Here is a 21,374-nt window from a genome sequence, read left to right as displayed (position 1 = left end):
GCCGGCCCTCAGTCCTTCGAGGCCTCAGCCCAATTTGAAGGGGTCGCGCGGCGCGCCGCTAAGCTCCACGTAGACGGACTTGGTTTCGGTGAATTCGCGGATGGCGTCGACCCCGTTCTCGCGGCCCAGCCCGCTTTCTCCAAATCCGCCGAATGGCGCGGCGAAGGAGACGACGCGGTAGGCATTGATCCATACTGTTCCCGCCCGCAGCCTATGGGCGACGCGATGCGCCCGGTGCACGTTCTGGGTCCAGACCGCGGCGGCCAGCCCGAAGCGAGTGTCATTGGCAATGCGAACGGCATCGGCCTCGTCCTTGAACGGGATGACGCCAAGCACCGGACCGAAGACTTCCTCCCTGGCGATACGCATGTCATTGTTGACATTCGAGAATATGGTGGGCTGCACAAACAGGCCGCCCCGCTCCGGATCGACTCCCCCGCCGTATGCCAGGGTTGCGCCATCCTGCTTGGCCACCTCGATATATTCCAGGACCTTATTCATCTGCGGCGCATTGGAGCAAGGGCCCATTTCGGTGGCCGGATCCATCGGGTCCCCCAAGCGTATCGTCTTGGTCAGCGCGATGATTTTCTCCAGCATGACGTCATAGATGTCCTCCTGGACAAGCAGGCGCGATCCCGCCATGCAGGTTTGGCCCGTAGCCGCGAATATGCCCGCGACGGCGCCATTGGCGGCCACATCCAGATCGGCATCGTTGAAGATGATGTTGGGCGACTTGCCGCCCAGCTCCAGCGACACGCGTGTCAGGTGCTTGGCGGCTTCGGCGGCGATCCGCTTGCCGGTTTCGGTAGCGCCTGTGAACGCTATCTTGTCTATGCCCGGATGGCTTACCAGAGCGGCGCCCACGGCGGCCTGACCCGTGACGACGTTGAATACGCCGTCGGGAAAGCCCGCTTCATGTATGCGCCGGGCCAGCTCTATCGTGGACACCGGCGTGTGCTCGGAAGGCTTGACGACGAAGGTGCACCCCGCGGCCAATCCGGCCGCGAGCTTGAAGATGAGCAGCAAGCCAGGCGAATTCCACGGCGTGATGGCGCCCACGACGCCTATGGGTTCATGGCGCGTATAGATCATGAAATTGGGGCGGTCCGACGGTATCACGTCGCCCTGCAGCTTGTCTGCCAGGCCGGCGTTATAGTAAAACCACTCGGGCAGATACTGCCACTGGCCCAGCATTTCCTTGTACAGCTTCCCATTGTCGGTCGATTCGCAGCGGGCCAGATCCTCGGCGTCGCGCTTGATGATGTCGCCCAGCCGGCGCAGAAGCGCGGCGCGCTGGGTCGCCGTCATTTCCGACCACGGGCCGGTCTCGAATGCAGCGCGTGCGGCGCGCACCGCCTGGTCGACATCCCCGGCGGTGCCTTCGGCCACTCGCGCCCAGGCTTTCTGGGTATACGGGTTCATCGAATCCATGGTGGCCGACGATGGCTGCTCGCGGCCGTTGATCCAATTGCCATATTCATGCAAGGCCGCGTCGTTCGTTGCGCTCATTCCTGAATTCTCCTCGTGATGGGTTTGCCTGCCACTCTGGTGCCGGGCATCTGATGATCGAAGTATCGCGGGGCTCGCAAGGGCCGGCAAACGAAAGTTTTCGCTATCGACCATGAGCTATTTTCATGGCCTCGCGCCATGGCGGCGCTCGGGGCGGCCGTCTCAAACCGGTCTCATGAAATTAGCTCATGGCGTTCATCGATATTCATCGTTTGCCGGCGAAAGGCGGCGGGCGATATCCTGCCGCTACGAAATACATCGAGGCCCATGCGAGGGCCCGCCACGGAGACAACAATGAAATCAAAGCTCATAGGCTTGCTCGCCGCAATGCTCTTGTCCGCTTCCGCTTCCGCCCAGCAGTATCCCGACAGGCCGGTGCGTATCCTGGTGCCCTTTGCGGCCGGCGGCACGGTCGACATCGCCGCCCGCCACATCGGCCAGGCGCTATCCAAGACCTGGGGCCAGCCCGTCGTCATCGAAAACAAGCCGGGCGGCAACGGCTTCATCGCCACCACCGCGGCCGCGGGCGCGCAGCCCAATGGCTACACGCTGCTCATGGCCCATACCGGCGAGTTTTCCGTGAATCCCGCCATATTCAGCAAAGTGCCCTACGACCTGGACCGGGATTTCATTCCCATCTCATTAGTCAGCGACACGCCTCTCACGCTGGCCGTACCCGCCGGCTCCGATCTCAATTCCGTGGCTGATGTCATCGCCCGCTCCAAGGCGGAGCCAGGCTCCATCACTTTCTCGACGCCCGGCACCGGCAGCTATAACCATCTTGCCGGTGAATGGTTTGCAAACAATGCCGGCATCAAGCTGATGCACGTTCCCTACCGGGGCGGAGCGCCCGCGAGCGCGGCGGTCGCATCGGGCGAGGTCGCGCTGGGGGTCCTCGGGGTTTCGGCCGTCAACGAGTATGTCAAGGGAGGCCGCATCAAAGTCATCGCCGTCATGACGCCCAAGCGCCTGGCTTCCCATCCCGAGTGGAGCACGGTCCAGGAAGCCGGCGTTCCGGATATCGACGCATCCAACTGGGTCGGGCTGTTCACGCCGCGCGGCACCCCCGCGGCCATCGTCGAGAAGCTGAATAGAGATGTGGTGGCCGCGCTAAGCACGCCCGAAATCCAGACGGCGTTCACCGCCGGCGGCGGGTCCGCGGTGGGCACCAGCAGCGCAGCATTCACCGCGCGCATCAAGCGGGAATTGGAACTAAACAAAGAGATCGCCAGGAAAGCCGGCGTCAAGGTGGAGCAATAAATATGGTCAAGACGGACAAGCCAGTTGCGGGGAAGACTCCCGCTGTCATGGAATGGGGCAGCGACGTCGCCGCCGAGATGCTGCGCCGCGCAGGCATCAAATATGTGGCGCTGAATCCAGGCGCCAGCTATAGAGGCTTTCACGACAGCCTGGTGAATTACCTGGGCAATGAAAATCCCGCCATGCTGCTGTGCCTGCATGAGGATCATGTCGTTTCGATCGCCCACGGCTATGCCAAGGTGACGGACAGCCCCATGGGGGCAGTGCTGCATAGCAACGTCGGCCTGATGCATGGGTCCATGGGCATCTTCAATGCCTATTGCGACCGCATGCCCATGCTGGTCGTGGGCGCCACCGGCCCCGTCGACGGACATAAGCGGCGCCCATGGATAGACTGGATACACACCGCCAAGGACCAGGGAGCGCTGATACGCGACTTCATCAAGTGGGACGACGAGCCGCGTTCGCCCGAAGGCATAGTGGAAGCGTTCTGGCGGGGCGCCCAGTTGACGCGCTCGGAACCCCAGGCGCCCGTCTATATCTGCCTGGACGCCGGCCTGCAGGAAAGCCGCCTGGCCGGCGAGCTGTCCATCCCCGGCGCGGCGCGCTACCAGCCGGCGCCGCCGCCACGAGCCGGCGAGCAGACCATGGAAAAGCTGGCCGACGTAATGCTGAATGCGAAAAATCCCTTGCTGCTCTTTGGCAGAGGTTCGCGCCAACAAGAGGCATGGAACCGGCGCGTGGAGCTGGCGGAACTGCTGGGCGCATCGGTCATGACGTCGATACGCGACCGCGCTATCTTCCCCACCGAACATCCTTTGATGGCGGTGCCGCCCGTGTACTGGCTGAATGCCAATGCGAAAAAACTCGCGGGGGCCGCCGATGCGATCCTCAGCCTGGATTGGGTCGATCTGCGCGGCTTCCTCAGGCAAGTCCAGGACGATGTCGACTCCATGGCCGCCACCATCGCCCATGCCTCGCTGGACAACCAGCTGCACCGGGGCTGGAGCATGGACTACTTCGGCCTGCCGCCCGTGGACCTGCCTGTGCAGGCCAGCCCCGATGCCGTCGTCGAGCAGTTGCTGGCCGTCGTCAAGAAGCGCCTGGGCGGCAAAAGGAAATGGGACGGCAGAAGCCGCAACACAGCCCCGCAAGCCGAATACAGCGCGAACAGCGCCACGGAAATCGCGCCACGCGACATTGAAGTGTCCCTGCAGCGCCTGCGCGGCGACCACGCCATTTCCCTGGCGCACGCCACCTATGGCTGGGCCGGCGATGCCTATCACTTCCACGAACCGCTGGATTTCCTTGGCAGCGATGGCGGGGCGGGGCTCGCGGCGGGGCCGGGGCTGACCGTAGGCATCGCCTTGGCGCTCAAGGACAGCGGCCGGCTGGTCGTCTCCGTGATGGGCGACGGCGACTTCCTGCAGGGCGCAACCGCTTTGTGGACCGCGGCCAGATACGAGTTGCCGGCGCTCATCATCGTTTCCAACAATCGGTCCAACTTCAACGACGAAATGCACCAGGAAACCGTGGCGCGCACGCGTAAGCGGCCCGTCGAGAACCGCTGGATAGGACAGCGCATCGACGACCCGGCGCCGGACCTGGCGGCCATTGCCCGTGCGCAAGGCATACAGGCCGAAGGCCCCATAAGCAACGTGCCGGACCTCGAACGCGCGATCCTGCGCGGACTGGAGGCGGTAAAGCGAGGCGAGCCTTACTTCATCGATGCTCATGTGGCCACTGGCTACTCCATTGCGCCCCTCACGCGCGGCAACTGAACGGCACAGAGACAAGGCACCGGACCCGGCCAATGAATATCGACGCTGCAATCAACATACACGACTTGCGGGAGCTCGCGCGGCGGCGCCTGCCGCGCGTCATCTATGAATACCTCGAAGGCGCGGCCGAGGATGAGGTCACGCTGAGGAGAAACCGGTCGTCCCTGGACGAAGTGGAATTTATTCCGCGCATTGTCGCGGGCCACAAAAAGGCAGACCTTGGCGTTACGCTATTCGGCGAATCCCTGGCGTTTCCCGCCGTCGTTGGCCCCACAGGCATGAACGGCATCTTTCATCGCCATGCCGATCTCGTTCTGGCGAGGGCCGCGGAGCAAGCCGGCGCGGCATTCGCGCTGGCCACGGCATCCAACGAGTCGATCGAAACCGTCGGAGCCGCGACCAGGGGAGTGAAATGGTTCCAGCTTTATCCCTGGGGCGATCGGAAAGTATGGAGGCGCTTGCTCGATCGCGCCGCCGCCGCCGGATTCACATGCCTGGTCCTGACGGTGGACACCCCCGTGCCCGGAAACCGCGAAAGGGACAGGCGCAACCGCTTCGCCCATGACGTGACCATAAGCCCGCGGACAGTCCTGGACGGACTGCTGCATCCCGGCTGGCTATGGAATGTATGGCTCAAGGGCGTGCCGCGCTTCGAGAATCTGCTCGAATTCGTCCACCCGGCGGCCGACATACACGAGATCGCGGCATTCACCCGCAAGCACAGGCACCCGGACCTGTCATGGGACGACGTCGCCGCCATACGCGCCATGTGGAAGGGCCCCTTCCTGATCAAAGGCGTCCTGTCGGTGCAGGATGCGCGTCAGGCGCTCAACATGGGGGCTGACGGAATCGTCATCTCGAATCACGGAGGACGGCAGCTGGACGGCGCCGTTTCCACCATACAGTCGATCGAACCCATCGCCGATGCTGTCGGCAAGCGCCTGACCATCCTCGCCGATGGAGGCTTTCGCCGGGGGGCGGACATTGTGAAAGCGCTGTCGCTGGGCGCCAATGCCGTCGTGCTTGGCCGCGCCCCGCTTTATGGCGTCGCCGCGGCCGGAGCCGCCGGGGCTGCACGGGCCCTACAAATTCTCGAAGAAGAAACCGCAAGAACCATGATATTGCTAGGCTGCGGATCAGTTAAAACGCTATCGCCGGATTACGTGTCGGCGCCATACCAGCAGAGGAGATAATTATGCCGCTATTGAACCCCTTACGCAGACAACTGTTTGCCCATGCACTCACCGTCACCGCTGCAACGCTATTGACGGCGCCTCCGGCCTTCGCGCAAGGAGAGGCCTATCCATCCAGGCCGGTTTCCCTGGTGGTTCCCTATGGGCCTGGCGGCGTCGTGGACATCACCGCGCGGACCTTGGCCGAAGGCCTGAGCAAGCTATGGGGACAGTCCGTCGTCGTGGAGAACCGCCCCGGCGCAGCCGGAGCCATAGGCGGCTCCACGGTGGCCAAGGCCAAGGGCGACGGCTACACCCTCTTTTATACCGACGACGGCGTGCTGGTATCCATGCCGCATTTCAACAGCAATATCCCCTACAAAACGCTGTCCGACCTGAAACCCGTATCCACCTCGGGCACATATCCGTATATCGTATTGGCCAATTCCAACGCGGGCTTCAAGTCGCTGGAAGATCTCATCAAAAACGCCAAGGCGAATCCCGGCGCCATCAACTTTGCGACCAACGGCATAGGAAGCACCCATCACCTGGCGTGGGAGCGGTTTCAGCAACAGGCCAAAATCAAGCTGAACCATGTGCCGTACAAAAGCGCCTCGCCCGCGCTTCAGGACGTGATGGCGGGCCACATACCTGTCATGACGGTATCGATCGGCACCATCGTGCCTGTGCTCACGGACAGCAGGGTTGTGCCTATCGCCAATCTCGGGCCCAAGCGCGCGCCTTTGCTGCCCGATGTGCCTACGGCCAAGGAATTGGGCTATGAGCGCTTCGGCGCGCTTGGCTGGCTGGCTGTGCTGGCGCCCGGCTCCACGCCGGACGCCATCGTCGAGAAAATCAGCAAGGACGTCGCTGCCGTCGTCGCTACGGACCAGTTCCGCCAGGACATGACGCGACGCGGGGTCGAGCCGGAGTCCATGTCGCCCGCCGATCTCGCCAAGCGCCTGCGCAGCGAATATGAACAGAACGGCGCCGACATAGCGCGCATGGAGATCAAGCCCAACTAGGCCTTCGCGTCCGGACCGCCGAAGCCGGGCGCCGAACCGCTCCCGGCTTTCTGTTCTGCAGTGTCTCAATGTGTTATAAGTCGTGACTCCAGCAAGATGGCACCCGCCTATCCGAAGAGCGCGCCGATAATTTGGCAGAAGACTCATCCAGAGACACTGGCAGGCATAGGGAATTGCCACGTCCGTTGGAGGCGGACATTCATGCCCAAGCATTTCCCCAAGCTGACTGCGTTGCGCGCTTTCGAGGCCACGGCTCGCCATTTGAGCTTCACGCGCGCCGCGCGCGAACTCAATCTGACTCAGACGGCCATCAGCCACCAGATCAAGGAGCTCGAAACGCTTCTTGCCACTCAGTTGTTCGAACGCCGGCCCAATAAGATTACGCTGACGCAAAGCGGCCTGGACTATCTGAGGCAGATCAGGCCTGCGCTCGTCATGATAGGCACCGCTACGGATGAAGTATCCAGCACGCGGGAGTCCAGGCTGCATATTGCCTGCCTGTCGACTTTCGCCGCCAAATGCCTGCTGCCCGCCCTGCCGGGCTTTCGCCGGCTGCATCCCGACATCGAGATTCGGTTGACGCCGGTGATCGGAGCGGACCGCATAGCCGAGCAGGAGTTCGACGTGGGCATCGGATACGGCGTGAACACCATGCCGAATCTCGCGGTCTATCCTTTTCCGCCGGATGACATATTTCCCGTGTGCAGCCCGGCAGTAATGAAACAGGGAAACCTGAAGCAGCCCCTAGACCTGATCAAGCACACCATATTGAGGTCTGTGTCGCCCATCGTGGAAGACGACTGGTCGGCCTGGATGGCGCAAACCTGCGACGAGCCCATGGTATTCAAAGACGAAATCAGCTTCAAAGGCCTGTTCCTCACGGTGGAAGCCGCGCTGAGCGGCCTGGGAATCTGCATAGGCCGATCCTGGCTGATACAGAAGGAGCTGCGCGACGGCACGCTGGTCGCCCCCTTCGAACAAAAGGTCAGGCTGGACGTCAACTATTTCCTGGCCCATCACAAAGACCAGGCGGACGTTCCCAAGATCCGTTTTTTCCGGGAGTGGGCCCTGGGACAATTCTCACGGAAGACGAAACGGCAGGGCTGAACCGGCGCGTGGCCGTATTCGACCCTTGTGACGTCGTCGGCGTAGACACATCACTGCTTGACGACACCCGCTTTGCGGGCCAGTTCTTCGAAGAGCACCACGTCCCGATTGATCTTGGCGGCGAATTCGGCAGCGCCTTCGGACGGGGAAGGAACGATAGCCTCCCCGGCGCGCATCACCGCCTGGAACTGTGGATCCGACCGCGCCTCGAGGACAGCCCTGGTAAGAATACCGATGACATCCTTGGGTGTTTTGGCGGGAGCCAGCAATCCGTACCAAATCAACAGTTCAGCGCCCTTGCAGCAGGTCTCATTGAGGGTCGGAACATTCGGCAAGCTCGCGATACGGTCCGCTGACGTCACTGCGAGCGCACGAACGCGATCGCCCTTGATATGCGGCAGCGCTTGCACCGCCGTATCGAACAGTGCGTCAATCTGGCCCCCGATCAGGTCGACCAGCGCAGGAGCCGTACCCTTGTACGACACTGCCGTCACCTTGCCGCCGACGCTCGCCAGGAACGTCATTGCCGCCTGGTTCGACACCGATCCGGCGCCGGCATTCCCCAAGTTGATTTCGCCAGGGTTCTTCGACATATAGTCTATGAAATCGCCGACAGTCTTGAAAGGGCTTGCCTTGCCCACCATCAGGATCGATGGAGCTCTCGCGAGTTCCGCGAGGGGTGCGAAATCATCTGGGGATTTATACTGAACGCCGCTAAAGACGTTGGGGTTCAAAGCCTGGGTTCCGGACGACCCCAGCAATAGGGTATAGCCATCCGGAGCAGCGCGGGCGACTCTGGTTGCGCCTATCATTCCGGAAGCGCCCGGACGGTTTTCGACTACGACCGGCTGTCCGAGTTTGGCGGCAAGAGGCGTTGAAAGCGCACGGGCAATGATGTCGAAAGGGCCTCCAGGCGGAAATGGCACAACGATGGTGATCTGTTGCCTGGGGTAGTCGGCTGCCGCGGACGCCGTAGCGGGCGCCAGCGCAAAGATACTCGCGGCCGCTGCCCATGCCAACAGAATTTGGCGACGGCGCGCGCTCGATAAAAACGTTTTTTTCATAATTTTTTCCCCTCTTTTTAGAACAACATTCAAACCATTGAATCGGTGGCGCCCCCATCCACTGTGAGACAGGTGGCATTGATATAGGAAGCCATACCGGAGCACAGAAAGGCCGCGCACGCGCCAATTTCCGCCGGCTCGGCCAGGCGCCCGTAGGGGTATGCCTTTGCCAGGCTCGGCCACTGCGACTTGTCGCCAAACTGGACCAATGCCCGCTGTTCCAGTTGCGCCAGCTTTCTCTCGCTGCGGGTTGCGCCCGGATGCAAGCCGATTACGCGTACTCCGCAAGCCGAACCCTGGAGGCCAAGCGCGCGGGTCATCGCAATCAACGCCGCGTTTGCCATGCTGCCGACCGCGTAGCCAGCTCGGGGCCGTTCCCCGGCAGTCCCGATCACGTTGAGGATGACGCCTCGTCCCCGCGAACGCATGCCGGAAAAGATGAGTTGCGCCAATTGCATGTATGCAAATAGCTTCAGTTCCAGCGCCTCCCTCGCAAGAGCTGTGGGAATTTCCCCAAGCGCGCCCACAGGGATTGCTCCCGCATTGTTGACCAGGATGTCGATGCCGCCAGCGTTCTCCAGCAAGCGCTCAATTCCAGCCTTATTGCTCAGATCCGCGCCAATGGAGCGTGCATCGACATGGAACCTTTCCGCGATGTCCTCGGCCGCCTCCCGGGCGGATACGTCATGGCGTGCCGCCATGACGAGATTGCAGCCTTCTTGCGCCAGCGCCTCCGCAATGGCAAAGCCGATGCCCCGTGACGCGCCTGTGACGAGCGCCGTGCTGCCGCGAAGACCGAGATCCATGAGAACTCCAAATTTCCAAAAGTGCTATTAAGCTTTCATCCCGCGAAGGGGACAAGCGATAAAGTGGAAAGGACGGATTTCCAAAATGTCGCGGCTCCGATCCGGACGATCGCAGCTTCGATACAGGCGGGATCGGGTGTGTTCCACCCAAGGCCGGACAGGGTCTGCATTGATAGACGTTTGAACTGGCTGTGTGCGACACTTGCGCAGCACCCATGCACATCCGGGGGTGCTGTGGCCGCCACCGCCGCACGTCAACTGGAAAGGATCCCATGGCAAGAATCAATCTGCACAGCATGCAAATTCTGTCGGCAGTATCATCGGCAACGAGCTTGGCGCGCGCGGCCACCGACCTGCACATGACACCGTCGGCGATCAGCAAACGCATAGCGGAACTGGAAGCGAGGTTCGGCACGCCCCTCCTGAGCAGGCATAGCACAGGCGTGCGCCTGACTCCCGCGGGCGAGATCGTCGTCAAATATACCGACGACCTCATGGGAAGGGTTGCCGAGATGTCCCGCGAAGTCGCGGAGCTGCTTTCCCAGCAGCGCGGCGAGATAAGAATCATGTCCAACACGACCGCCATCCTGTTGGGTTTGCTCGAAGACATCACACGCTTTCGGGTCGCTCATCCCGGCATCCGCGTCATGGTGCTGGAGGGCGGAAGCATCGAGGTGGCTGAGGCCGTGAAGCAGAATACGGCCGATATTGGCGTCTGCGTCAAGACCAATCGGATGAGCGGCTTGTTGTCCCACCCGTACCGCCAAACCGATCTGGCCGTGGTCGTTCCACTGGCGCATCCCCTGGCTTCACGGCTGGTTCTCACAAGCGGCGATCTTGCCGGCTATCCTATCGTCTGGACGCCGCCGATCGACATTGTGGACGGCGCATCGGGCGCCTCGAGCTTGCGCGGAGATGTCGAGCTTGCGGTGAGATCTTTCGATGTGGTGCTCCGCTCCGTGAAGGAGGGCGCCGGTATTGCTGTCATTCCTTACGTCGCGGTCCCGGGGACGCTGCCGACAGGTCTGGCCATTGTGCGGCTCGATCTACAGCCGGCGAGGTTTGAAGTCGTCGTGTGCCATGATCCGTCGATCCACTCTGATGCGCCCAAGCAGCAGTTGATCGCCTGGCTGGCCTCCCGGCACGAGCAAAACCTGGAATAGGACGGATGCGCTCGCGGCCGCGATTTTTTGGAAAGGGTGACGGTCTCCGTTTTCGCTACCCACGAATTTTCAGGGGCGGATAATCGTTGGTTCCAAGGCCCTGAGGCCTGCGATCCACGCGGCTTCCTGGTGCCGTGCCACGTCGTAAAGGAGCGAAAACGTGATTACATACCCAAAGTACAAGGCGGCAGCCGCGCATGTGTCGCCTGTCTATTTTGATATTGACAAGACTGTGGACAAAGCCTGCGACCTGATCGCCGAAGCGGCTCGCCAGGGTGTTCAGCTCCTGGCTTTTCCCGAGAGTTTCATTCCCGGGTATCCGCATTGGGGCCGGATTGTCGCGCCGATAGAGACCGATGCCCTGTTCGGAGAAATGTGCGCGCGCGGATTGCGGATAGACGGGCCCGAAATAGCCCGCATACGGTCCGCCGCGAAGATGCACGAGGTCGTCGTATCGATAGGATTCAACGAAGGCACGAACGCCAGTGTCGGGTGTCTGTGGAACGCCAACGTGCTGATTGGCAGCGATGGGGCCCTTTTGAATCATCATCGCAAACTCGTCCCGACCTATGTGGAGAAGCTTTTCTGGGCCAACGGCGACGGGTCGGGGCTGAAGGTCAGCGAGACGGCTCTTGGCCGCATCGGCATGCTGATTTGCGGCGAAAACGCCAACCCGCTGGCCAGGTACACCTTGATGGCTCAAGGAGAGCAGGTCCATATTTCGAGCTATCCATCGGTTGCGCCCGCCAGGAACATTGACGGTTCCGGCGGTTATGACATCCAGGACGGCATACGCATTCGCGCGGCATCTCACTCGTTCGAGGCTAAGGTGTTCAACATTGTGGCGTCCGCGCCATTTGATGCCACCGCGCGCAAGTTCCTCGAGTTCCTGGGCGACGACAAGCTTGCGCTGCTCGACAATGGCTCTCCTACGGTCTCCATGATCATCGATCCCACCGGAAAACCCGTCTCGGAAATTTTCGAGAAGGATGAAGGACTCTGCATCGGCGAGATAGATTTGAGCAAGGCGCTGCCGGTAAAACGCATTCATGACGTGGTGGGCTACTACAATCGTTTCGATATTTTTGATCTGCGCGTCAACACGGCCAAGAACTCTCCCATTTCATGGGTCGATGCCCGCGAATCGGCGATGCCGAGAAGCTCGTGCGAGGAACAGCGCCCGGACGATGGTATCGAGGAGCAAAGCCGCCATCACGAATGACCGATGGGCATCATGGACAGCGTCCATGAGCCCGCATTGAATACCGGCGACTCAATCCAGGAGAACATATGTCCATTCCACGCTCGAACATCACTGTGGGCTTTCTGATTTTTCCAGGCATCACACAACTCGACATGACGGGTCCCTTCGAAGTGCTGAGCCGCATGCAAAATGCGCGCCCGTTATTGATTGGCAAAGACCGGTCGCCGGTGAGCGACCGCGGCTTGATCCTGACTCCCACCCATGATTTTCTGCTTACTGAAAGCCTGGATATCCTGGTCGTTCCAGGCGGACCCGGGGTCGACGAGGCCATGCTCGACCAGGCCACGGTGAAATTCGTTCGTGAAAAGGCCGAGGAAGCCCGGTATGTATTGGGGATATGCACGGGGTCATTGTTGCTGGCCGCCGCGGGGCTGCTTATTGGCCGAAGGGCGGGAGGCCACTGGCAGGCGCGCGATCTTCTGGCCCGCTTCGGCGTGGACGTGTCAAATGAAAGGACGACCATAGACGGAAAGTATTTCACCGCCGGCGGTGTCACGGCGGGTATAGATATGGCGCTTCGCGTCATTGCGGAAATAGAAGGCGAGGATGCCGCCATGCGCGTGCAACTGCAGATCGAATATGCTCCAGAGCCTCTATTTGCCGCCGGCACGCCGTACGAAGCGCCGGCGCATATCGTGGACAGTCTGCTTTCCATGCATCGCGCACGGCGTCAATCAAGAGAGACGGCAGTGGAAAAAGCATGTGAGTCGCTGCTAGACGGGAAGACAGCCCCCTCCCTGTGTGACAAACACGCCACATGAGGTTCTATTACGTGTTTTTGTCACTCTAGCGTCATGCGCCGCGGGTGTAATGCACACATCATTCATTTGCCGGCGAAATTCGACTTGATTGAAGCCCTGGAAAAAACCTCGCACTTTCGTGCCATATGGATTTCGGACCTGCACCTGGGGACCGCCGGGTGCCAGGCCGAACCGTTGCTGGACTTTCTGAAGCATCATGAGTCCGACACGCTGTACCTGGTTGGCGACATTGTCGATGGCTGGCAATTGAAGGGCCGCTGGTTCTGGCCCCAATCACACAACGATGTCATGCAAAAGATTCTGCGCAAGGCCCGCAAGGGGACACGCGTGGTCTACATTCCCGGCAACCACGACTCGTTTGCGCGGGACTATGTCAGCCTGAATTTCGGCGGCATTGAAGTCCTGCACGAAGCCGAACACATAACGCTGACAGGCAAGCGGCTATGGATTACGCACGGCGACTTGTTTGACGGCGTCATCCAATATGCGCCGTGGCTGGCGTATGTGGGTGACCACTTGTACACCCTGGCGCTAAAGTTCAACCGCTGGTGCAACCGGGTCCGGGCCCGCATGGGGCTGGGGTACTGGTCCCTGTCCCAGTATTTGAAGCATAAAGTCAAAAATGCCGTGAGCTTCATTACCGCGTTCGAAGAAGCGCTGGTGCACGAAGCACGCCAACGGAATTTCGACGGGGTGGTTTGCGGGCATATCCATAAAGCGGAAATCCGGGATATCGACGGCATTCTGTACTGCAACGACGGCGATTGGGTGGAAAGCCGCAGCGCCCTGGTCGAACACTGGGATGGCCGCCTGGAAATCATAATGTGGGCCCCGCCCCTGCCCGTCAAGGCCAAAGCAAAGATAAAAAAATCCCAAGCCGCGGCGACACCCGGCACCGATCCCGTCACCAGCCAAACCGAAGGAGTTCCGCACAATTGAAAATCATGATCGTGACCGATGCCTGGGAACCGCAGGTGAACGGCGTGGTGCGAACCCTGACGCAAACACGCCTAGAACTGAGCCGCATGGGACATCAAGTGCATCTGCTGACTCCGCTGGAGTTTCGTACGATTCCATGCCCGACCTACCCCGAAATCCGCCTTTCCCTGTTCCCCAAACGCGGGGTAGCGGCCAGAATCGAATCGGTCGCCCCCGATGCCTTGCACATCGCGACGGAAGGCCCGCTTGGCATGGCGGCGCGCGCGTATGCGCTGCGGCACGGCTTGCCTTTCACCACGGCCTATCACACCCGTTTCCCCGAATACATACGGGCGCGCATCGGTTTACCGCTGTCGTGGACCTATCGTTTCCTGCGCTGGTTTCATGGGCCGGCGGTCGCCGTCATGGTGCCGACCCGGCTCGTCAAGCAAGACCTGGAAGCGTTCGGATTTCCTGCCGCCCAGGTGGTGCTTTGGTCGCGCGGCGTGGATCTGGATTTGTTCAAGCCCGGGCCCCTTTTGCCCCACGAGGAAAAACCGCCAGTTTTCTTATGCGTTGGCCGGGTTTCCATCGAGAAGAATGTCGAAGCGTTCCTGAAGCTGGATTTGCCCGGCACCAAATGGGTCGCGGGCACCGGTCCCCTATTGGACGACCTGAAAAAGCGCTATCCCGCGGCGCGGTTTACCGGCGTACTCGATCAGCCGACTCTGGCCAGCCTGTATAACGCCGCCGATGTCTTCGTCTTTCCCAGCCGGACCGACACCTTCGGCTTGGTCTTGCTGGAAGCGATGGCCTGTGGCTGCCCCGTAGCCGCCTACCCGGTGACTGGCCCCATCGACGTGCTGGGCGGCTCCGACGCCGGCGTCATGGACGAAAACCTGCGCCAGGCCTGCCTGAGCGCACTGAACATTCCGCGCGAACGGGCCCGCGCTCACGCTGAAAAATTCTCCTGGCGCGCGTCGACCCAAACCTTTCTGTCGCACTTGAAACCCATTCCCGCAGCGCCCGAACCGTCCGGAACCGCCGGGCCGGATATTCCACGCGCTTGGTAGGCCTACAGAGCGCCTTGATCCGCCAGTCGCAATCAGTCATTGCCGCAAGCTCTGCGGTGAGTGGAATGCTGCCGCCCAATCGCGGAAGGACAGCCCATCGCTTCGCCTTGCACTATCGTGCTGGGCCGGCGACATGCCGTCAGCATGAACAAGCAGCGGGACGGGATTGCCGCCCCCCGCTCCCCTGAGAAAAACGCGGATCATTACCGCCTCGCCGGGCGCGGGCAGTTTTGGCGACAGCGGGTTTAAGTCGATCAGGATAGCCCGGCGAATGGCAATGGGGGCAATGACGCCATCCCCCATCACAGGAGCCAATCAGATGAGGGCCATAAAAAGTAGATCTCCTGGCCCATGGCGCTAAAAGGTAAAACTATCCTACCGTACACACAGCCCGAAGCTCCCATTCCATCGCTGCGCAATGCTGCAATCCAGCATATCAGGTCGAGGAGCCGGCGATCGCACGGTTCCCAGGGGGGAAGGACGCTCCTGTTGCCATTTTGTACTGTTTTTACATTTGGTAGGCCTGACATGGGAGGGTCAATGCTATGCTTTTCAGCAGAAAATGCGTCATTCGGCGCGGCATATCAACAAAACAGACCGCCACACAGCGATTGATCGGACTCCTGATTCCACGAGGAACCGATACACGCCAGCGTCAGATCCCATCGAGAACGGCAAGCTTGAACAGCCCGGAGCCGATTCTGCGCCCCTGCGCCAACTGTGGCGGCTCAGGACCGATGACCTACATTAAATACCTTGAAAATATCCTTTCCGCAGCACTAGCCTTCACTTTTACACGAAGCAACCGTCAGCGTGCCGCCATGCTCGTCTTGGCGGCGGGCATTCTCGTCCCGCCCGGCCTCTTGGCCGGCGAGCTTGACGAGCAGGAGCGCCAGCCCTCGGCCCAGCAGCTCGCATTGCAAATACCGCCGCTGGAGCCGGAAGAATATACAACGCCGCCTCCGCAGTTCAAGTCCCTGGAGCAGGGGCGCATGCTGAGAGTCGAACAAGAGGCGAAAATACAAGCGCAAACACAGTATCTGGCCGCGAAGTTTGGTCAAAGTGAATCGTCGATTCTCAAATATGTGGAGCTGGCCTGGAAGGAGGCGAGTAAGCGCAACGGGATGTCTCCAGAGATTCTCCTGGCCATGATGCAAAAAGAAAGCTCGCTGCGTCCAAAAGTGCAAAGCCGCTATGGCGCCCAAGGTCTGATGCAGATCGTTCGCCGATGGCATCCCGACAAGCTGCATCCTTCCGAATCGCTCTTCGATCCCGAGGTGAACATCCGGGTCGGGGCCGATGTCCTGGAAGAGTATCTGGAAAAGGCGGGCGGAAGCCTCGACAAAGCGCTTGGACAATACTCGGGCAGCGCACAAGGCTATGCCACGAGGGTGTTGAACGAATCGTACAAGCTCGCCCGGGTCGCCGCCGAAGCCGCGCGCCAGGTTCTGGCATCGAAAGGCTAGCGGCCCGCTCCTGTCGCGCCGTTGATCGCAGCCAACAGGTCTTCAGTATGAACCATCAATTCCCGCGCCTGGCGCAGCATCGGGTATTGGTTCAGCACGGCATCCCACCGGGGCGATTCCAGCAGCTGATGCCAGACAGGCTCGAGGCCTTGAGCATCCGCATGTTGCCTGTCCGCCAGGATGCTGGCGAATTCCACACTGGCCTGCGCGGACAAAAGCTGCATCCGGCTGGCTGCGCTGAGCAGGCGCGGAGCCGCTTCGGCAGGCGCATCGCAGCAATAGAGCACCGCCCTTTTCAGGCCGGCCGCGTCGGTCGTCAGCGCGCTTAGCGATGCACCGCGCAGGCGCACCATCCCCTGCTGGGTCTTGAACGGATAAACAATGTCTTCTTCGGCGTGCGCGAGCAGGCGCAATCCGCGCAGCAGCCGCGGCAGGTCGGTTGCCGCGGCATCCACGGAAGCCTTGGCTTCCACAAGCAGGCAAACGTCCCAGACTGGCGCCGCATCTGCGGTCTTTGCATGCCTTAGCAGGACCGCGTCCCACTCGCTCTTGGCGCGCTGGGGGCTGGCGGGTATCGAAGCCGGCACACGCATCGAGGTCGCGACGCGGTATGACGCCCCGGCCCCTTCCGCCTCATCGAGTCGCCGAGCCAGCGCCTCGAGCGCCTGCGCGGCCGATGCTTCGACGGCGGCGCCGCGCCGCTGCGAGGCGGAGCCTTGCGCAAGGGCCACAGGGCTTCCCGAGCGCGGACCATGCCTGTCCCACAGCGATTGATACTGGCGCACGAGTTCATCCGGCGTCAGGGCTTCGAGGCGCCGCAGGCGCTCCAGGGCGGGACTATCCACTAGCCGCGTCAAGCCGCGCTCGAATGGCGATCCGTTCGCGAACTCCGGCGTAAGGAGGAGGCGGCGCGCGGTATCGGAGAGTTCCGACCAGGATGCGGAGGACGCGCACGCGTGCAATCGGGCCAAGGCCTCGCGCTGCCGGCCTGGCAGGATGCGCTGCCGTTTGGCCGGGTGGGCCATCGCATTGACGCCCGCAAGAATCAGGCGGCGATCCTGATCGGCGTGCGCGGACAGCGACGCGTATTCGCGCACCTGCACTGCCCGGTGCCGAAGCACCATGGCCTGAAAGGCGTGATCTCCGGACTCCGCGCGCATCGCGTCATGAATCATGCGCGCGAGCGCGTCGATGAAAAGGCGCTTCAGCGCCGCGTCCGGCGCTTCACCGCGGGCGACCGCCCCGCGCGCCTGCTCGATCACGATGGCGAGCGCCGCCGCCGGACTGGCTTCTCGCATCTGGGCGGATATGGCGGCCATCGCCGGCAAGCGGTAACGGCGAGCGACGACGCGCAGCGTCTCGTCGAGCAAAGAAGGGGATAGCGGCATGGACATAACGATAGCTGATGCAAAAAAACCAGCCAAAGCCATGTTTTTACATGATTTCGGGCGGGTTGTGCGCGGGTCTTGCCGATTACCGCTGGCTGTTCTTGGCGGACAGAGGGGGATTCGAACCCCCGATAATGCCTTATTTCATACAGGTTCCCGGGCAAATTATGGCAGAATCGTTTGATTCTTTGGATTGAGCACCGGGCCAAAGCGGCTCCAATCAGGGCCCACCTTTGATCTATGAGGCGGCTACACGCCCATTAGACTTTGCGTGAAGGCGAGAAACAACGAAACCTGAAAGGTAGATGTACCGCATACATGAGACTATGGCATGCCTCCAGGTATCTCGTTCGATCATTTATCCACTCGTGAAGCGCCGCGAATTGTCTCTAATCAAGATCCGCAGCACGAAGTGCAGCAATACACCGCCGCCTAATCGTCTCGTTATTGCGCACTCACTGGCAGCACCTCAACCCCATCGCAAATCCGGTCATACGTTAGCCCGGCGATCCTGCCTTTTGCATAGGAACCTAACTGTCCTGCTCTCTCGACAACTGTAATGAGGATGTGGGCAAAGCATATTGGTGGGGCTCCGGTTGCCAGGCCCCAGTACTCATGCAACTGCAATACAGCCCGTTTGGGGAATTGATGCAGACATAGACCATGTGCGCGTCTCAGACTGCTTGATCCGCTCAAAGTGCAGAGCATTGACCTACCGCGTGGCAACTGATGCATTTCGCCTTCTGGTGCCATTGAGCGAACTATCTAGGAATTACATACAGCGATCGATTATTTTTGCCCAATCCACGGCATGATCCTCTTCCGGAACCCGAACCACTCTGCAGGAGATAACAGCGTAGTACAATCCTTAAATGCGGTTACAACTTCCTTTTACCCTTAAACCTCGAGTGCCCAAACGTGACGGTTAAAGCCATGATTAACGCGGCAGCCTTTAACCAAAATATAGAGCTGCCGTACGACTTGAGAATTAGCGACTTTAAAGCAGCAATGGAAGACGTCTATGATTTTTTCCATGACGTGAATAAGCTACTCTCGGAGCGGGGTTTACAGCGCCTTGACGATATGATGAGACCGGCAGCTATGTCAGGTACCATATCCGACATGATCACGGCCTCGTTAGCAAAATTCTCTCGAGCCCTCGTAGAAAACAAACACTTCAACGGCCACCCAGATCTTATAAAACGTGGCCAATATGCAAATGATTCAGTTGCCTCGGGGGAACATGGCATAGAAATCAAAAGCACAAGAAAAGCGGGCGGCGCAGTAGACACACACGGCGCAAGAGAACAATGGATGTGCGTATTCGTTTATACCGTCGACAATCAAAGCGAACCTGCCTCCAAACGGGCTCCGATGCAATTTTCCGAAGTGTACTTAGCATACGTGACTGAATCAGATTTCCGCAAAAATCAGAGGTCCGAGCTAGGTACCCGTACAGCAACATTGCACCGAGAGGGTATTAAAAAGCTCCGAGAGAATTGGATATACAAAGCGTAAGTCTCTCGATTAATCATCGTTCCGCACTTTGAGATTTGCCAACAATGGTATGGCCGATTTTGCCATATCAAAAAAGATCTCATCCAATTCCACCCCAATGCTTCTATAACCGACTGCATTTGCAGCAGCCAATGTTGATCCCGCCCCCATAAAGGGATCGACGATTATGCCATCACCCAGAGGTAGCACTGCACGCACCAAATGCCTCATAAAAGATTGTGGCTTTAATGAGGGATGAGGCGCAATTTTCTTCTCAGACGACGGAGTCGGGTGAGATCGAATCAAGTCCCCGAAAGGTCTATCTGCTGAGATTCGCCGAAATCCGCCAGTACGCCATTTCCTTAAGTTGTCTTGAACGCGACCCTCTAGAGGCGCTCTCAATACCACCCATGGTTCCCATTGAGAGCGTGGCATTACAGATACATCAGAAAATTCTTCATGAGCATTCTTTGGTCTGTCACCCCCACGCATTGTCATTACCTGCCGAGCCAAGTAGCCCCTCAGTTCGAAACCTGCTTCCACCATGGCAGAACTCACGATATGCGAAAGCAAAGGGTTTGACGCTATAACCACATTCCCTCCAGGCACGAGTATTCTTTTTGCCAGTACACCAAATTTCATGAAAAACTTGTAAAGCCTAACCTTGTCGGCTTCGTCTAACACAGTAAAACGGGGCAAGGGTGCCCTTTGATGACCATCGAAAGCAGGAGGAATACGCCATATACCTCCCTTACCGTTTCGAAGTTTAATTGTTTCTTTTTCCGTATACTCAACTAAGCCATAAGGGGGATCTGTCACTATTGCATGTATAGATCTCTCAGCCTGGACTGCCAGCCATTCAAAACAATCAGCATTAAAAGCCCGTGCGCCACCTAAAGTTTCGGAAGGAAAAATAGGGCGATCGACGAACTCACCTTTGTACTCACCTACATGCTCTCTTAAACAATAACGGCCTCTACATAAGCGTTCAAATCGAGTGGGTGTATTAAGATTTAAATAAGAACGTATAGAAGAAGAAGGTACTTCACCAAGTCGCACCCGAACAGCTCCCATGATTTCCTCTGTGGTTGCTCCAGACGCGACTACAGTCAAATACTCAATAATTGCGTCGCGAATAGCACCAGGTGGAAAAGACATACGAAACTCCAAGAAAGTTGGTGGAGTTTAGCATATTGACGTCCAGACGTCAATAAACTACTGTATTTAATTACAGTAGTTTATTTTATATTGCTCACCTGCCGTTTGTCCGCACCCAAGGGCGAATTCCCGCCTCCGGATTATGGTTCAGGCAATCATTACTAACAGTGTAGTGCGTAATCTGGCCACATGTCGCCACGTTACGTCTAGCACCATCCATGCCCCATGGGCTTCAATTTTTTGGATAACGTCTCGAAATGTGGCGAGCATCAGCTCGCCGATAGACAGACATTAAATTCGTAGGAATATATCGGCCTCCAAACGATTGAGCACATAGTCGCATGCCGCTCAGTCCCATTCATGGGCCAAGGACCATGCCACGATGGGCCACCGACTCGAAGCTGCGCCTTTGACTTTGTTCCTGTGCTCCAGAATCGACGCCATCGGCCAGATGCACCGGATTTCCAGATGTTCTTCCCGAGCCTGCGCAACCTGATACAGGGAAGGTATCAAGCACCAGAGTCTTGCTTGCCCTCGAAGCGACAGGCGTGGCGCCAGTACTTACTGCACCAGACCCCAGCATTAGACGCAAGTCATCACCGTAGGACAACTTGATATGTTAGTGCTCCGCCTTGGTGCCGCACACAAGGGGCATCTGTGAACCGTTGCCGGTACATCATCGCCTTGTCGCGCGTCAACTACTTTGGCCGGCCAAGTCAATTGTCGCTGAACAATCGCCTCCCGTATCGGTACCAACGCATATACCAATACCTTTGCGGGGCAATAAGAACACGAGAGCAATCAGCCAACAAATAAAAAAGACCTGAAACCTAGCATTCGTGCAGTTTTCAGGGCTTTATGAGATTTGGCTCTTCATCATTAACGGGGGACACCGACATTCATTAGACTTGTTTTTGCGACGAAACACGTTTAATGGAAGCAATGCCGATGTCCCCAGTAAA

At 59.3% G+C, this 21,374-nt stretch carries 17 protein-coding genes; 12 read left to right on the top strand and 5 right to left on the bottom strand.

Translation table 11 applies throughout. The features are described 5' to 3' along the window. Window positions 1–24: 24 nt before the first annotated feature. A complete protein-coding gene (locus tag BUB23_RS24340; RefSeq protein WP_073109414.1) occupies window positions 25–1,509 on the bottom strand; it encodes an aldehyde dehydrogenase in 1,485 nt (494 codons plus the stop codon). 294 nt (window positions 1,510–1,803) lie between these two features. Here BUB23_RS24340 and BUB23_RS24335 point away from each other — a divergent pair, with 294 nt between their 5' ends. The 5 genes from BUB23_RS24335 (at window position 1,804) to BUB23_RS24315 (ending at window position 7,854) form a co-directional block, all read left to right on the top strand. After that, window positions 1,804–2,769 carry a Bug family tripartite tricarboxylate transporter substrate binding protein gene (locus BUB23_RS24335; protein WP_073109409.1) on the top strand — a complete coding sequence of 322 codons (966 nt, stop codon included), beginning with the start codon at window positions 1,804–1,806 and terminating at the stop codon, window positions 2,767–2,769. Window positions 2,770–2,771: 2 nt separating this feature from the next. Further along, window positions 2,772–4,550: a thiamine pyrophosphate-binding protein gene (locus BUB23_RS24330; protein ID WP_073109403.1), complete on the top strand. Its 1,779-nt coding sequence runs from the start codon at window positions 2,772–2,774 to the stop codon at window positions 4,548–4,550. 32 nt (window positions 4,551–4,582) lie between these two features. Continuing rightward, a complete protein-coding gene (locus tag BUB23_RS24325; RefSeq protein WP_073109399.1) occupies window positions 4,583–5,743 on the top strand; it encodes an alpha-hydroxy acid oxidase in 1,161 nt (386 codons plus the stop codon). 2 nt (window positions 5,744–5,745) lie between these two features. Beyond that, window positions 5,746–6,747, top strand: a complete 1,002-nt coding sequence (locus tag BUB23_RS24320) for a Bug family tripartite tricarboxylate transporter substrate binding protein (protein ID WP_084136237.1) — start codon at window positions 5,746–5,748, stop codon at window positions 6,745–6,747. A gap of 201 nt (window positions 6,748–6,948) precedes the next feature. Next, window positions 6,949–7,854, top strand: a complete 906-nt coding sequence (locus BUB23_RS24315; protein WP_073109396.1) for a LysR substrate-binding domain-containing protein — start codon at window positions 6,949–6,951, stop codon at window positions 7,852–7,854. Between the two features lie 50 nt (window positions 7,855–7,904). Here the strand turns inward: BUB23_RS24315 and BUB23_RS24310 are convergent, their stop codons facing one another. After that, entirely contained in the window at window positions 7,905–8,918 is a 1,014-nt protein-coding gene (locus BUB23_RS24310) for a Bug family tripartite tricarboxylate transporter substrate binding protein (RefSeq protein ID WP_073109391.1), read from the bottom strand. A gap of 29 nt (window positions 8,919–8,947) precedes the next feature. Then, on the bottom strand, window positions 8,948–9,724 hold the full coding sequence (locus tag BUB23_RS24305) for a short-chain dehydrogenase/reductase (RefSeq protein ID WP_073109388.1): 777 nt from the start codon (window positions 9,722–9,724) through the stop codon (window positions 8,948–8,950). 272 nt (window positions 9,725–9,996) lie between these two features. On the opposite strand from BUB23_RS24305, the gene BUB23_RS24300 reads away from it, so the two are divergent. The 6 genes from BUB23_RS24300 to BUB23_RS24270 all read left to right on the top strand — a co-directional run bounded on the left by BUB23_RS24300 (window position 9,997) and on the right by BUB23_RS24270 (window position 16,369). After that, a complete protein-coding gene (locus tag BUB23_RS24300; RefSeq protein ID WP_073109381.1) occupies window positions 9,997–10,887 on the top strand; it encodes a LysR family transcriptional regulator in 891 nt (296 codons plus the stop codon). A gap of 160 nt (window positions 10,888–11,047) precedes the next feature. After that, window positions 11,048–12,109 carry a carbon-nitrogen hydrolase family protein gene (locus BUB23_RS24295; protein ID WP_073109378.1) on the top strand — a complete coding sequence of 354 codons (1,062 nt, stop codon included), beginning with the start codon at window positions 11,048–11,050 and terminating at the stop codon, window positions 12,107–12,109. Window positions 12,110–12,177: 68 nt separating this feature from the next. After that, window positions 12,178–12,912, top strand: coding sequence for a DJ-1/PfpI family protein (locus BUB23_RS24290; RefSeq protein WP_245801376.1), 735 nt, complete (start codon window positions 12,178–12,180; stop codon window positions 12,910–12,912). A 33-nt stretch (window positions 12,913–12,945) separates the two neighbouring features. Continuing rightward, complete coding sequence (locus BUB23_RS24285) at window positions 12,946–13,851, top strand: UDP-2,3-diacylglucosamine diphosphatase (RefSeq protein WP_084136235.1); 906 nt, start codon at window positions 12,946–12,948, stop codon at window positions 13,849–13,851. Further along, complete coding sequence (locus tag BUB23_RS24280) at window positions 13,848–14,903, top strand: glycosyltransferase family 4 protein (protein WP_073109376.1); 1,056 nt, start codon at window positions 13,848–13,850, stop codon at window positions 14,901–14,903. The genes BUB23_RS24285 and BUB23_RS24280 overlap by 4 nt, the downstream gene beginning before the upstream one ends. Before the next feature lie 737 nt (window positions 14,904–15,640). Next, the gene (locus tag BUB23_RS24270; RefSeq protein WP_245801375.1) at window positions 15,641–16,369 is read left to right on the top strand and encodes a transglycosylase SLT domain-containing protein; all 729 of its coding nucleotides are present in this window, start codon (window positions 15,641–15,643) and stop codon (window positions 16,367–16,369) included. On the opposite strand, the gene BUB23_RS24265 is transcribed toward BUB23_RS24270, so the two are convergent. Continuing rightward, complete coding sequence (locus tag BUB23_RS24265; RefSeq protein WP_073109367.1) at window positions 16,366–17,763, bottom strand: 3-deoxy-D-arabino-heptulosonate 7-phosphate synthase; 1,398 nt, start codon at window positions 17,761–17,763, stop codon at window positions 16,366–16,368. The two genes, BUB23_RS24270 and BUB23_RS24265, sit on opposite strands and share 4 nt — an antisense overlap. 912 nt (window positions 17,764–18,675) lie before the next feature. On the opposite strand from BUB23_RS24265, the gene BUB23_RS24260 reads away from it, so the two are divergent. Further along, a complete protein-coding gene (locus BUB23_RS24260) occupies window positions 18,676–19,275 on the top strand; it encodes a hypothetical protein (protein WP_218599151.1) in 600 nt (199 codons plus the stop codon). A gap of 9 nt (window positions 19,276–19,284) precedes the next feature. On the opposite strand, the gene BUB23_RS24255 is transcribed toward BUB23_RS24260, so the two are convergent. Continuing rightward, entirely contained in the window at window positions 19,285–20,412 is a 1,128-nt protein-coding gene (locus BUB23_RS24255; protein WP_084136234.1) for a DNA-methyltransferase, read from the bottom strand. Between the last annotated feature and the right edge of the window lie 962 nt (window positions 20,413–21,374).

Origin of the sequence: Pollutimonas bauzanensis (genome assembly GCF_900129885.1) — a bacterium.
In the GTDB taxonomy this organism is placed as follows: Bacteria; Pseudomonadota; Gammaproteobacteria; order Burkholderiales; family Burkholderiaceae_B; genus Pollutimonas; species Pollutimonas bauzanensis.
The sequence above is the reverse complement of the archived record's forward strand: the minus strand, read 5'-3'. Positions and strand labels throughout refer to the sequence as shown.